Here is a 12397-nt window from a genome sequence, read left to right as displayed (position 1 = left end):
GATAAGGGACGGCCCGGCTATCACCGGGCGATCGGTCGGGCAACAGTAACACCCGGCCATTAGTATAGGCTAGCCTTACCACTTGAGGTGACCAAGGTAACGATTGAACGGAGCACCGAGCAGATGAACCCCGCCGGGACCCCCACCGCGCTGCCCCGCGAGCAGACCGACCTGCCCGCCGAAGTGGCCGCCGCCCCCGCGCCCGTGCTGCCCGTCTTCGCGGCACCGTTCAGCCTGCGCCTTGCCGATCCCGACGGCTCCGACCCCGAGCTACTCGCCGAATGGATGGCCCGCCCGCATCTGCTCGAGTCGTGGGAACAGGACTGGGACGCCGATCGTCGCCGCGAGAACTTTCGTGCCCAGCTGGCCGGAACCTATTCCCGCCCTTGCATTCTCAGCCTCGACTTCGCGGTACTCGGCGAGCCCGAAGCCGGTGTGCGCGAGATCGCCTATCTGGAGTTCTATCGCGCGGCCAAGGACGAGATCGGCCACTTCTACGACAGCGATCCCAGCGACATCGGCTTCCACATCGCCACCGCCGACACCGCCGTGATCGGCAAGGGCATCATGTCGGCCTGGATCTCCACCATGGTGACCGCGGTCTTCGCGGCCGACCCGCACTGCCGCCGTGTGCTCGGCGACCCCGACCACCGGAATGTGGCGATCGCGCGCAGCCTGGCCAAGGCCGGCTTCCAGGTGATCGGCGAGATCGATGTCCGCCCGGACCGCCGCATCGCGCTGCACGCCGCGTCGCGCACGCCGGCGGATCTTCCCGCCTGAGTCACTGGCGTCATCGCGCAATTCGCCGCCGCGCCATCAGTTTTCTGATTGTCGCGGCGCGAATCGCACGGTTACGCCAGCTTCGAGTCGCTCAGCGTGCGGCGACCCTGGCCCGCGCCCGGGCAGGCTGCGTCTGCAGCACCCGGTCCGAAAGTTCGCCGAGGCAGCTGAGATTCGGGAAACCGGGTCCCTGCGCCATCGCGGCCATGTTGGGCAGGTAGAGCTTTCCGGCGAGCCCGCCGACCGCCAGGTCGTAGCCGATCGACGATTCGATCCGCGCCTGCGTCAACGCCCCGCCGACAGCGAGTTCGAGCTGGTCGGCGGTCCGCTGGTCGAACAGGTCGAGGAACCACAGCGGCTGGCCGCCGGTCGCGTCGACCACCAGGTCGAAGTTGTGCACCTGGTCCGCGCGCAGCTCGTTGCTCAGCGTCAACGCCAGCGACTCCCCCTGCGGCGCGATCTTGGTGACTCGCCCCTGCAGATGATGAACGCGGTTGTCGCCCAGCAGGCTTTCCTGCACACGCACCGAGAACACCCCGCGGTCGGTGCGCCGGATCACGTCGCGGCGTTCCTGCACGCTCAGTGCCGCCCACTTCACGGGATCGCTGAACAGCGAGTTCTCGAAGAAGCTCTCGCCACGGGTGTAGAGGGTGGCCAGCGGGGAGATCACCGAGATGGTGAGCATCTCGTGCCGGACGAGTTCGTCCAGCGCCGAGCCGCCGGTCTCGCCGCCACCGATCACCGCGGCGCGGGAGGCGGCGGGCAGCGTGCGTTTGCCCGCGCGGTCCCAGAATTCGGCGATGCTGAGCACGCGCGGATGGTCGAGCAGGGCGCGGCTGCTGCGGCCGGGGCCGGTGATCATCAGGCCGTCGGCGGTCAGTTCGCTGCGCGCGCCGTCGGCGTCGACCACGTCGACCTGCCATTGCGCGCCGTCACCGTGACTGATCCGCTCCACGCGACCGAGTACCAACTCGAGGTCGATGGATTTCGCGACCCACTGCAGGTACTTGGCCCAGACATGGTGCTGCGGGCTCGGCCTGCCGCGGTCGATCCACTCGGCGTAGGTGCCGTGTTCGATCAGGAAGGTGGTCCAGCTGAAGGCGGCCATCGCGTGGTCGATATCGCGATTGCGGCCGCGCGCCCAGGTGGAGTGATACGGGAAGCCGATGTCCTTTTCCGGGCTGGTGCCCAGGCGGTGCTGTCCGTCGGTCCAGCCGCCGGTGGGCAGCCAGTTGCCGCCGACGGCATGCGCCTCGACCACGACAACGCGCGGCGCGGCCATTCCGAGCGAACGCAGAACGTGCGATTTAGCCGCCACCGCAAGGGCTTTCGGCCCCGCGCCGACTACCAGGAGGGTTTCCACCGGTTCGTTCTCCGCTCTCTCACACACCAGCCAATATTTGCATAGGCTTACCTTATTTAACCACCAGAGCAGACAAACAAGTGTCGTTAGGCTAACCTAACGAACATGGGTAAGGGATTGAATGGTCTGATAACCAAGGCCTGGGGCGGCGCCGACTATCGCCTGACGGTGACCTCCAACGAGCAGATCACCGACAAGTTCGTCCGCATCAGCTTCACCGCCGGCGGCCTGCTCGCCGACCACCCGGTGCACCCGACCCAGTGGATCCGCCTGTGGATTCCGGACGCGACCAGCGACAAGCTGCACCACCGCGGCTACACCCTGGTCGACCAGAACCCCGGCGAAGACACCATGAGCATCGACTTCGCCCTGCACGACGGCCCCGCCGCCGACTGGGCCCGCCGCGCGAAGCCGGGCGACCCGCTCGACGCCACCGTGCTCGGCTCGGACTTCCAGCTCCCCGAACAGGCCCCCAGCGAATACGTCATCTTCGGCGACACCGCCTCCCTGCCCGCCATCAACTCGCTGCTCGACGCCATCGGCGACACCCCCGCGCGAGTCTGGCTGGAGTGGCAGTACGAGTCCGACCAGACCATCCCGGTCAACAACAAGCCCCACCACACCCTCACCTGGCTGCAGCGCGTCGACGACGGCCGCCTGCTGCGCGAGGCCGCCCAGGAAATCACCTGCCCGGCGGACGCTTTCGCGTGGGTGGCCTGCTGCGGCAACACCACCCGCTCGATCGTGAAGACCCTCAAAACCCAGCACGCCCTGCCCAAGACCGCGATCAAGTCGCAGGCCTACTGGAAGTGAGGTCATCCTCCGGGATGACCCGCACCGCACCCTTGCCACTGCGTTCGGTTCCGGAGTAGGCCGCGAGGCGGGTAGCGGGGTGGCGGGATTTCGGCAAGGGTGGAACGGACGTTGTCCCCTGTCTGCGAGGAGAGCACCGTGTCCATTCTCGATGCCGCCACCCCGTTCGGCGTAGAGGTCGGCAAGCGGCTGGCCAAGGAAACCGTGATCTGGTTGACCACCATCGGCGCCGACACCACCCCGCAGCCGAACCCGGTGTGGTTTCACTGGGAAAACGACGAGTTCCTCATCTTCACCATGCCCGAGGCCAAGAGATTGCGGCACATCGCGCGCAATCCGCGGGTCGCGCTGAACTTCAACTCGAGCGAGACCGGCGGCGAGGTCGCCGTTTTCACCGGCACGGCGCGCCTGGACGAGCCGGCTACCGAGGACGAAATCGCCCACTACGTGCGCAAATACACCAAGGGGTTCGTCGATATCAAGATGACCGAGGCGGAATTCTTCGCGGCCTACTCGGTGCCTGTGCGCGTCACCGCGGAGCGCCTGCGCGGCTTCTGAAACCCGCATGCGGGCGCGGGCTCCCTGCGAGTACTGTGGCGAGCTCCGTCCGTATCACGGTGGGAGCCGACATTGCAGTTCAAACAGTCGAGCAAGCTCGCGAATGTTTCCTACGAAATCCGCGGCCCGATAGCCGAGCACGCCGCTCGGCTCGAGGCCGAGGGACACCGGGTGATCAAGCTCAATACCGGTAACCCACAGCAGTTCGGGTTCGACGCACCGTCGGAGCTGCTGCGCGACGTCATCGCCAACCTGCCGACCTCGGCGGGCTACGCGACCTCGAAGGGTTTGCTGCCCGCCCGGCGCGCGGTGGTGCAGTACTACGAGGGACGAGGGGTGCAGGACCTCGATATCGAGAACGTCTTCCTCGGCAACGGCGCGTCCGAGCTCATCATGATGGCGATGACCGCGCTCATCGAGAACGGCGACGAAGTCCTCGTCCCCGCACCGGATTTCCCGCTGTGGACCGCCGCGGTGCACCTCAACGGCGGCAAGGCGGTGCACTATCTGTGCGACGAGGGCGCCGACTGGTATCCCGATATCGCCGATATCGCCGCCAAGATCACCGACCGCACGCGGGCCATCGTGATCATCAACCCGAACAATCCGACGGGCGCGGTGTATCCGAACGAGGTGCTCGAGCAGATGCTCGAACTCGCCCGCCAGCACAATCTGATCGTCTGTTCCGACGAGATCTACGACAAGATCCTCTACGACGACGTGCCCCACACCGTCACCGCCTCGCTCGCGCCCGACCTGCTGTGTCTGACGTTCAACGGGCTGTCCAAGGCCTACCGGCTCGCGGGCTTCCGGTCCGGCTGGCTCGCCGTGTCAGGGCCGACCCGTCATGCCGAGAGCTACCTCGAAGGCCTGACGATGCTGTCGGGGTTACGGCTGTGCGCGAATGTGCCCGCGCAGCAAGCTGTTCAGGCGGCGCTGGGCGGGCATCAGAGTATCCACGACCTCACGCTGCCCGGTGGGCGACTACGCGAACAGCGCGACCGCGCGTGGCAGGCTTTGAACGCGATTCCGGGGGTGTCGTGCGTGAAGCCCAAGGGCGCGCTGTATGTCTTCCCCAAGCTCGATCGTGCGACCTATCGGATCGACAGCGACGAGAAGTTCGTCCTCGACCTGTTGCTGGCCACCAAGATTCACGTCGTGCAGGGCACCGGCTTCAATTGGCCCTCCCCCGACCACTTCCGGATCGTCACCCTGCCGCAAGCCGATGAACTCGACCAGATCATCGGCCGCATCGGCGAATTCCTGTCCACCTATCACCAGTGAACTCGGCCTCGGCGGTGTCGCGGACATCGCCGAGGCCCTGGCGTTTACGCGGAGACCGGTTCCAGACGCCAGCCGGTTGCCCGCTCGCGCTCGTTCCAGAACGCGGCGTAGCGGCCGTTCAGTGCGAGAAGCTCAGTGTGCGTTCCACGTTCGGCGATACGGCCCTTGTCCAGGAACAGGATCTGGTCGGCGTGGGCGATCGTCGAGAGCCGATGCGCGACGACGAGAACCGTTTTGTCCCTGGTGAGTTCGTGGATGCCACGGACAACGACGGCCTCACTGTGCGGGTCGAGCGCGCTGGTCGCCTCGTCGAGCAGGACGATCGGCGCGCCCTTGAGCAGGGCGCGGGCGATCGAAACCCGTTGACGCTCACCGCCGGACAGTGAGGTGCCACCTTCGCCGACGGTGGTGTCGAAGCCGTCCGGCAGCCGCTCGACGATCTCGTCGACCCTGGCGGCCACCGCCGCGCGGTGCACCTCGTCCTCGGTGGCGTCGGGCTTGCCGATGCGGATGTTGTCGGCGACCGAGCGGTTGAACAGGTAGACGTTCTGGAAGACCAGGGAGAGCTGGTCGAGCAGGGTGTCCGAAGGCTGTTGCCGCACATCGTGTTCGCCGACCGTCACCGCACCGGAGTCCACATCGTAGAAGCGGGCGGCGAGACGAAGCAGGGTGGTCTTGCCCGAGCCGCTCGGTCCGACGATGGCGGTGGTGGTGCCTGCCGGGACGGTGAAGGTCAGGTCCGACAGCACGGGCTCGTCGGGGCGGTAGCCGAAGCTCACCTCGTCGAAGACCACCGCGGGCGCACCGGGGGTGACCGGTTCGGTCGCGGCGGGCAGCGGCGATTCGGCGAGCAGGTCGGTGATGCGGTCGGCGGCCGCGGCGGCCGAGCGCAGAGCCGTGCCCAACTGGGCGGCCTGGTTCACCGGTTCGATGAAGCGCGCGCTCACCGCGATCAGCGCGATCGCCGCGGCGGCCGAGATCGCGCCGTCGGTCACCTGGACGACCGCGATGTAGGCCAGCACCAAGAACACAGCCTGCACGAACAGCGCGAACACTGTCAGCCCCGGCACTGTCGCGACCATCATCTTCAGCATGGCCGAACGTTGCCGCACCAGTGCCGAATCCAGCTTCTTGTTCCCCGCGCCGACGGCCCCGAACGCGCGCAATACCGGCTGGGCCTGCGCGAATTCCACCACCCGCGAGTCGGCTTCGGCCGCGGCGGCGTGCAGCCGGGCGTCGGCGCCGGTGTAGGCGCGATTGGCGAGATTGTTCACCAGGTAGAGCACCGGCGCGGCGAGCAACATCGCCACACCGACTCGCCAGTCGATGAACAGCATCCCGATCGCGACGACCAGCGGCACGATGACACCGGTGAGCACCTTGGTGAGCAGATAGGCGATCAGGCCCTGCATCTCGCGCACCTGCTCGACCATCACCCGCGAAAGCGGGCCCGCGTCACGATCGTCGAACCAGCCGAGCGGCAACGCGTTGAGCTGATCGCCGAGCCTGGTCTGCAGACCACGCTGCATGCCGAGGCCGATCCGTAGACCGATCACGGCCTGCAGGTAACCGAAGACGACCACCCCGGCCACGGCGGCGGCCATACCGAGCGCCCACAGCCACGCGCCGCTCAGGTCGTCACCGAACAGCGATTCCAGCACGGGTACCAGCAGCAGATACGCGATGGCCTGGCACAGCGCCTGCACCACGATCACGGCGAGCAGCCGCGGAATCAGAGGGGCGAACTCGGCGGGGACGAGCCGGAAAACCTTGCGAATCATCGTGTTTCCTCCACCAGGGCGAGCGCGCCGAGGGCAGCTTCGTTGATCTCCCACAGCCGCTGATACAGGCCACCGGCAGCTCGCAGTTCGGCGTGGGTGCCTTGCTCGACCAGGGTTCCGTTGTCCAGCACCAGGATCCGATCGACACCGGTGATGGTGTGCAGGCGATGCGCGATGACCAGCACCGTGCGCCCGGCGACCAGTGCGGCCAGTGCGTCCTGGACCGCGGCCTCGGACTCGGGGTCGGCGAACGCGGTCGCCTCGTCGAGGACCAGGACCGGGGTGTCGGCCAGCAGTGCGCGGGCAATCGACAGCCGTTGCGCCTCACCACCGGACAGCGTGGCGTCGACGCCGATCTCGGAGTCGTAGCCGCGGGGCAGCGCCAGGATCCGGTCGTGGATCTGGGCGGCCCTGGTGGCGCGTTCGATGGCCTCGGTGTCCGCGCCGGGGCGGGCAAGCAGGAGGTTCTCGCGAATGGTCCCGCGGATCAGGCGCACGTCCTGGAAGACGAATCCGACCGTGCGGTAGAGCTCTTCGGTCGTGAATTCGCGAATATCACGGCCGTCGATGGTGATTCGGCCCGCGCCCACGTCGTAGAAGCGGGGCAGCAGCTTGGCCAGGGTCGACTTGCCGGAACCGCTCGGGCCGACCAGAGCGGTGATCGTGCCCGGCGTAAGTTCGAGGTCGATGCCGCGCAGCACGTCATGCCCGGTGCGGTAGGCGAACTCGACGCCTTCGAAGCGCACGATGCCCGTTTGAACGCCCGCCGGTGTCTCGGCGATCTCCAATTCCGGGGTCTGCAGGAGTTCGTGCAGGCGCAGAGCCGCGGCGCCACCGGCGCGCAGCGCCTGCGAGCCGTAGCCCAGGCCGAGCAGCGAACTGCCGATGCCCAGCCCCACCAGCAGGAACGGCAGCAGATCGAGCGGGTGCACCCAGCCGAGGCCGACACCGGCAAGGCCACCGAGGACCACGACCAGCATCACGAACACGGGCATCACCACGATGTCGGAGGCTGCCTGCACGCGAATGATCGGCGTCTTCATCCGATGTGCCGCCTGGACCTGGCCCTCGACCGCGTCCTGGAACTCCTTGTGCGCCTTGCCCGCCTGACCGAACGCCCGCACCACCTGGATGCCGTCGACGAACTCGACGGTGGCGGCGGACAGGCGACGCTCCCACCGGGTGTACACCGCGAGGCGGTCGCGGCCGTCGCGGTCCATGATCTTGCCGAACAGGATCATGTAGGCGATCAGCGGGATCATCAGCACCAGCGTGAGTCGCCAGTCGACGGTGAACAGGTACCCGAGGGTCACCAGCGGAACCACCAGCGCGCCGATGAAATCGAGGCGGGCGTGCGCGACCAGGAAGTGCAGGGCGTCGACATCGTCGCGCAGATAGCCTTTGACCTCACCGGAACTGCGCTCGCCGAACCAGCCGAGTGGCACCCGGGTGAGCTTGGCCGCGAGCAGCCTGCGCAGGGTGAGCTGGTAGCCGGCGTCGACCGCGTGCGACCAGCTGAGCGCGACGACCTGCAGCAACGCCCGCACCACGAGCACGAGCACGGCCGCGCCGAACAGCCACCACACCCGGTCGGTGTCGACCGGGGAGTTGAGCAGTTCGCGGCAGGCCGCCACGATCAGCAGGAACGGGACCACCGAGCAGACCGACGCGATGGCCACGATCAGGCTCGCCACCGTCAGCATGCCTGAGACCGGTGCCAGAATCTCCTTGCGTGCCAGCGCTTCCCGCTGCTTCTGCGCTTTCGCTGCCGCCTTGGGCAGCCGGTTCCCCGACTCCGCCCCCGGCGGCGGCGCTACCTGCACCGTCATATCGTTCTCGCCTCTCGACCCGTCCGCGGCAACTCCGCAAAGGTAGGTTAGCCTAAGTTGAGCGGTTGTGGCCGATCGGGGAAGGTTGCGTGAACTGCCCGTCAACCCGTCGGCAATTCACTCTTTCGGGCGTAATTTCCTCCCTACCTCTTGATCACGTGCAGCGGTGGGAGAACGAAAATGTTTGTCACGTCAATCATTTCAGCAATTGCCGATTGTCATTCCGATCCTGGAAAGCTGTCGCCCGAACAGGCGCATCGGGCGATGCAGATACATCTCGAATGCAGCGTCGACCTGTGCCGGGTGCGACGCCGAGCGCGCCATGTCCTTGTCGAAGCGAAACTGATGGTGCTCGATCAGCGCGCCGGCTGACGATTGAGAAGCCGAATTCAGGGAATGCGTTTCTCATGTTCACTCCCCTGCCATCTTCGGCCGCGTGGTTACATCGGGACGCCCGTACCGGATTCGAAGTGACGTATTTTCGCGAAGACGCACGGGGACTTCTCGTCGAAGGATGCGCGACCGCTGTCGAGGACGGGACAGTCTGGGCGATCGAGTACCGGTTGCGACTCGATCGGAGTTGGCACACCCGGTCCGCGCAGATCGTCGGACGGTATCCCGCGGGCAGACGCACGGTGCATGTGCAGTCCGACGGATCGGGGCGCTGGCAGGTCGACGGCACGCCCTCACCCGAGCTGGACGGGTGCCTCGATATCGATCTGGAGGCGTCGGCGTTCACCAACGCCCTCCCGGTGCATCGGCTGGGACTGGCTGTCGGCGACGCCGCCGACGCACCCGCGGCGTACGTGCGGGCCGCCGACCTGACGGCGGCCCGATTACCGCAGCACTATCGCCGGATCATCGACGGAATCGGTCAGCGCTACGACTACAGCGCACCCGGCTTCGACTACCGCGCCGAACTCGGCTACGACGAATCCGGCCTGATCATCGATTACCCGGGGCTGGCCACGCGCGCGGCGTGAACCGGCATCCCCCGGGGCCACGAGGGGGTCGCGAGCACTCGACACCGGACGGCCGACGAGACTGTTTTCATGCGACGTAGGCAGCAGCCGCCGCTGCCGAAACGGCACGGCCTCGATCCCGCCCGGCTCCGGCTCCCCGAGGACGGGCAGTGGGCGACCGTGCGCGACCACCTCGTCGAGCGGTTGCCCCGGGTGGACCCGGCCCGTATCGACGCGATGCTGGTGGCGGGCGAGATCGTGGATCTGGAAGGGCCCCTCGCGCCGGACGCGCCGTTCGTACCGGGCAGTGCCGTGTGGTTTCACCGCGACCTGCCCATCGAAACCGATGTGCCGTTCGAGATCGGCATCGTGCACCGCGACGACGACATCCTCGTGATCGACAAACCGCACTTCCTGGCGACGATCCCGCGTGGTCAGCACATCCTCCAGACCGCGCTGGTGCGGCTGCGCAACGACCTCGAGCTGCCCGACCTGATCCCGGCGCATCGACTGGACCGGGTCACCGCGGGCCTGCTGCTGTTCGTCGTGAATCCGGCCCGGCGCGGGGCCTATCAGACGATGTTCCATCGCAAAACCGTGCGCAAGGAATACGAGGCCATCGCGCCCTACGACCCCGCGCTCGAGCTGCCACGGACCGTGCGGAGCCGGATCATCAAGGAGAAGCAGGTGCTCGCCGCTTTCGAAGTGGCGGGCGAGCCCAACGCCGAGACCGAGGTGGAGCTGGTCGAGCACCGGGACGGACTCGGCCGCTATCGCCTGCGCCCGCATACCGGTCGAACCCATCAGCTGCGCCTGCATATGAACGGGCTCGGTGTGCCGATTCTCGGCGACGATTTCTATCCGGTGATCACCGATAAGCCGGTCGACGATTACACCCGGCCGCTGCAATTACTTGCGGCTTCGCTGGAATTCCGGGATCCGATCAGCGCGGAGCCGCGCCGGTTCGAGACGCGGCGCGAACTACAGGCGTGGACCGATTTGGCCGGATGGTCCGGATCGGCTGTCGAGTAGCTCACAGCACCGCACCGGCTGTCGATCTTGATGGGCTCATTCCGGGCCGCTCATCGAGGGGCAGGCGGGTTGTCCGGCATTCACCGGACCGTTTTCATTTCGTGATAATTCCGTACACTCGGTCGGGTGCCCGTACCCGCCGTCGCCGATTCCCGGCCGAAGCTGCATGCCTATATCGATATCGCGGTCGTTGTCGTCGTGTTGGCAGGCACGAATCTGATCGCGCACTTCACCACGGCCTGGGCCAATATCGTCACCGTGCCCATCGCGGCGATCGCGCTCTTGGCGCTGATGCGCAAGCGCGGGCTCGGCTGGGCGGAACTCGGGCTCTCGCCCAGGCACTGGAAGCGCGGGACGGTGTACGCGCTCGGTGCGGTCGGGATCGTGCTGACCGCGGTCGCGATCGGCGCCTTGCTGCCGTTGACCAGGCCGTTCTTTCTCGCCGACCGGTACGCCACAATTTCCGGCGCGCTGATCGCGTCGATGATCGTCATCCCGCTCCAGACAGTGATCCCCGAAGAACTCGCATTCCGCGGGGTACTGCACGGCACTCTCGATCGAGTCCTCGGCGTCCGCGGGCTCTTCGCGGCCGGTTCGCTGATGTTCGGCCTCTGGCACATCGCGTCCTCGTTCGGCCTGACCTCGGGCAACAAGGGGCTTTCCAGCATCGTCGGCGGCGGGGTACTCGGCCAAATGGTCGGCATCGCTCTCGCCGTGGCAGCCACGGCCGCCGCGGGCGTCGTGTTCACCTGGCTGCGTCGCCGCAGCGGCAGCCTGCTCGCCCCCATCGCACTGCACTGGTCGCTCAACGGCGCTGGCGCACTCGCGGCCGCCCTCGTCTGGCACACCGCCCTGCGCTGAGCCGGGCAGCCGACGCTCCAGCCGGGCGTTTAGGCAATAGTCGAATACCGCAGGCGTCTGGTGATCAAGTGTCCAGAAGTCTGTCTCCGAGGCTATCGCCGCGTCGCGATCGCATGGAATACTGGCGACGATTTCTGACATGACGACAAGTCAGACATGGGCGGTTTCCATCGAGGGGGCATTTCGCAATGAAGCGTACGCACACCGGACGGGTCGTCGCGGTGACCGGCGGGGCCGCCGGGATCGGGCTGGAGATCGCGCGGCAGTTCGCGGTGGCGGGGGCTCGGGTGTGCCTCGGCGATCTGTCGGGACAGGCGGCGCGTGACGCCGCGGCCGGGCTGCCGGGCACCGTGCACGGGTGCGAACTCGATGTGACCGATGAGCGCTCGTTTCATGACTTCCTCGCCGTCACCGAGGCGATCCTCGGGCCGGTCGATGTGCTCGTCAACAATGCCGGGGTGATGTGGGTCGGGCCGTTCGACGACGAACCCGACAGTGCGACGGCACGGATGCTCGCGGTGAATCTGCACGGGGTGATCCGCGGGGTGCGACTGACGGCGCCGGCGATGCGGACACGCGGACGTGGGCACATCGTCACCATCGCGTCGATCGCGTCGAAACTCTCCCCCGCCGGTGAGGCGACCTACGCCGCGACCAAACACGGCGTGCTGGGTTATCTGACCGCGGTGCGGGAGGAATTGCGTGGCACCGGGGTGCGCTTGACGGCGATCATGCCAGGCGTCGTCGATACCGAGTTGGCGGCGGGAACAGCCACGGGCGCAGCGCGATTGCTGCAGCCCAGCGATGTGGCCGCGGCAGTTCTCGACGCTGTCGCCCGGCCGCGCTTCGAGGTGACATTGCCCGCGCATCTCGGACCGGTGGTCGGCCTGGCTGGTGCGCTGCCACAGTGGTTGCGCGACATCGTGTTGCGTCGGACGGTCCCGAATCAGGTTGCGGCGGTGGCCGGATCGTCGACACGTGCTTCCTACGAGAAACGGCTGCTCCGCGGCGATGCCGATTCCTGAATACCGGCGTGTCGCCGCCGGGGATTCGGCGGAATCGGCTCGTTGTCGTTGACCGGGGCACGGTCGGCGTTTACGCTCTCTGGCAATCACACATATGTTCGATAGTCCA

At 67.0% G+C, this 12397-nt stretch carries 12 protein-coding genes; 9 read left to right on the top strand and 3 right to left on the bottom strand.

The genetic code is table 11. The features are described 5' to 3' along the window. Nucleotides 1–123 precede the first annotated feature (123 nt). Complete coding sequence (locus ACQHI0_RS32340; protein WP_427905494.1) at nucleotides 124–780, top strand: GNAT family N-acetyltransferase; 657 nt, start codon at nucleotides 124–126, stop codon at nucleotides 778–780. Between the two features lie 91 nt (nucleotides 781–871). Here the strand turns inward: ACQHI0_RS32340 and ACQHI0_RS32335 are convergent, their stop codons facing one another. Beyond that, complete coding sequence (locus ACQHI0_RS32335) at nucleotides 872–2143, bottom strand: SidA/IucD/PvdA family monooxygenase (protein WP_427909372.1); 1272 nt, start codon at nucleotides 2141–2143, stop codon at nucleotides 872–874. A 105-nt stretch (nucleotides 2144–2248) separates the two neighbouring features. Here ACQHI0_RS32335 and ACQHI0_RS32330 point away from each other — a divergent pair, with 105 nt between their 5' ends. The 3 genes from ACQHI0_RS32330 (at nucleotide 2249) to ACQHI0_RS32320 (ending at nucleotide 4798) form a co-directional block, all read left to right on the top strand. Beyond that, entirely contained in the window at nucleotides 2249–2956 is a 708-nt protein-coding gene (locus ACQHI0_RS32330; RefSeq protein ID WP_427905493.1) for a siderophore-interacting protein, read from the top strand. A 138-nt stretch (nucleotides 2957–3094) separates the two neighbouring features. Continuing rightward, nucleotides 3095–3514: a TIGR03667 family PPOX class F420-dependent oxidoreductase gene (locus ACQHI0_RS32325; protein ID WP_427905492.1), complete on the top strand. Its 420-nt coding sequence runs from the start codon at nucleotides 3095–3097 to the stop codon at nucleotides 3512–3514. A gap of 72 nt (nucleotides 3515–3586) precedes the next feature. After that, entirely contained in the window at nucleotides 3587–4798 is a 1212-nt protein-coding gene (locus ACQHI0_RS32320; protein WP_427905491.1) for a pyridoxal phosphate-dependent aminotransferase, read from the top strand. Between the two features lie 44 nt (nucleotides 4799–4842). Here ACQHI0_RS32320 and ACQHI0_RS32315 read toward each other — a convergent pair whose 3' ends face one another. After that, nucleotides 4843–6579, bottom strand: coding sequence for an ABC transporter ATP-binding protein (locus ACQHI0_RS32315; protein ID WP_427905490.1), 1737 nt, complete (start codon nucleotides 6577–6579; stop codon nucleotides 4843–4845). Continuing rightward, complete coding sequence (locus tag ACQHI0_RS32310) at nucleotides 6576–8408, bottom strand: ABC transporter ATP-binding protein (RefSeq protein WP_427905489.1); 1833 nt, start codon at nucleotides 8406–8408, stop codon at nucleotides 6576–6578. Before ACQHI0_RS32310 ends, ACQHI0_RS32315 begins: the two co-directional genes overlap by 4 nt. Before the next feature lie 180 nt (nucleotides 8409–8588). Between ACQHI0_RS32310 and ACQHI0_RS32305 the strand changes: the two genes are divergently transcribed. The 5 genes from ACQHI0_RS32305 to ACQHI0_RS32285 all read left to right on the top strand — a co-directional run bounded on the left by ACQHI0_RS32305 (nucleotide 8589) and on the right by ACQHI0_RS32285 (nucleotide 12288). Then, nucleotides 8589–8780, top strand: coding sequence for a hypothetical protein (locus ACQHI0_RS32305; RefSeq protein ID WP_266296828.1), 192 nt, complete (start codon nucleotides 8589–8591; stop codon nucleotides 8778–8780). Nucleotides 8781–8815: 35 nt separating this feature from the next. After that, nucleotides 8816–9391 (top strand): putative glycolipid-binding domain-containing protein, encoded by a 576-nt coding sequence (locus ACQHI0_RS32300; RefSeq protein WP_427905488.1) that lies wholly within the window; start codon nucleotides 8816–8818, stop codon nucleotides 9389–9391. 69 nt (nucleotides 9392–9460) lie between these two features. Continuing rightward, the gene (locus ACQHI0_RS32295; RefSeq protein ID WP_427905487.1) at nucleotides 9461–10402 is read left to right on the top strand and encodes an RluA family pseudouridine synthase; all 942 of its coding nucleotides are present in this window, start codon (nucleotides 9461–9463) and stop codon (nucleotides 10400–10402) included. Between the two features lie 126 nt (nucleotides 10403–10528). Next, nucleotides 10529–11263 carry a CPBP family intramembrane glutamic endopeptidase gene (locus tag ACQHI0_RS32290; RefSeq protein ID WP_427905486.1) on the top strand — a complete coding sequence of 245 codons (735 nt, stop codon included), beginning with the start codon at nucleotides 10529–10531 and terminating at the stop codon, nucleotides 11261–11263. Between the two features lie 188 nt (nucleotides 11264–11451). Then, complete coding sequence (locus ACQHI0_RS32285; RefSeq protein WP_427905485.1) at nucleotides 11452–12288, top strand: SDR family oxidoreductase; 837 nt, start codon at nucleotides 11452–11454, stop codon at nucleotides 12286–12288. Nucleotides 12289–12397: the final 109 nt, after the last annotated feature.

This window comes from Nocardia sp. FBN12, from assembly GCF_050320175.1.
In the GTDB taxonomy this organism is placed as follows: domain Bacteria; phylum Actinomycetota; class Actinomycetes; order Mycobacteriales; family Mycobacteriaceae; genus Nocardia.
The sequence above is the reverse complement of the archived record's forward strand: the minus strand, read 5'-3'. Positions and strand labels throughout refer to the sequence as shown.

Excerpts from the sequence above, each read along its gene's own strand:
- ACQHI0_RS32305 (WP_266296828.1), top strand. The coding sequence starts at position 8,589 with ATGTTTGTCACGTCAATCATTTCAGCAATTGCCGATTGTCATTCCGAT.
- ACQHI0_RS32330 (WP_427905493.1), top strand. The coding sequence starts at position 2,249 with ATGGGTAAGGGATTGAATGGTCTGATAACCAAGGCCTGGGGCGGCGCC.
- ACQHI0_RS32295 (WP_427905487.1), top strand. The coding sequence starts at position 9,461 with ATGCGACGTAGGCAGCAGCCGCCGCTGCCGAAACGGCACGGCCTCGAT.
- ACQHI0_RS32340 (WP_427905494.1), top strand. The coding sequence starts at position 124 with ATGAACCCCGCCGGGACCCCCACCGCGCTGCCCCGCGAGCAGACCGAC.
- ACQHI0_RS32310 (WP_427905489.1), bottom strand. The coding sequence starts at position 8,408 with ATGACGGTGCAGGTAGCGCCGCCGCCGGGGGCGGAGTCGGGGAACCGG.
- ACQHI0_RS32315 (WP_427905490.1), bottom strand. The coding sequence starts at position 6,579 with ATGATTCGCAAGGTTTTCCGGCTCGTCCCCGCCGAGTTCGCCCCTCTG.
- ACQHI0_RS32300 (WP_427905488.1), top strand. The coding sequence starts at position 8,816 with ATGTTCACTCCCCTGCCATCTTCGGCCGCGTGGTTACATCGGGACGCC.
- ACQHI0_RS32285 (WP_427905485.1), top strand. The coding sequence starts at position 11,452 with ATGAAGCGTACGCACACCGGACGGGTCGTCGCGGTGACCGGCGGGGCC.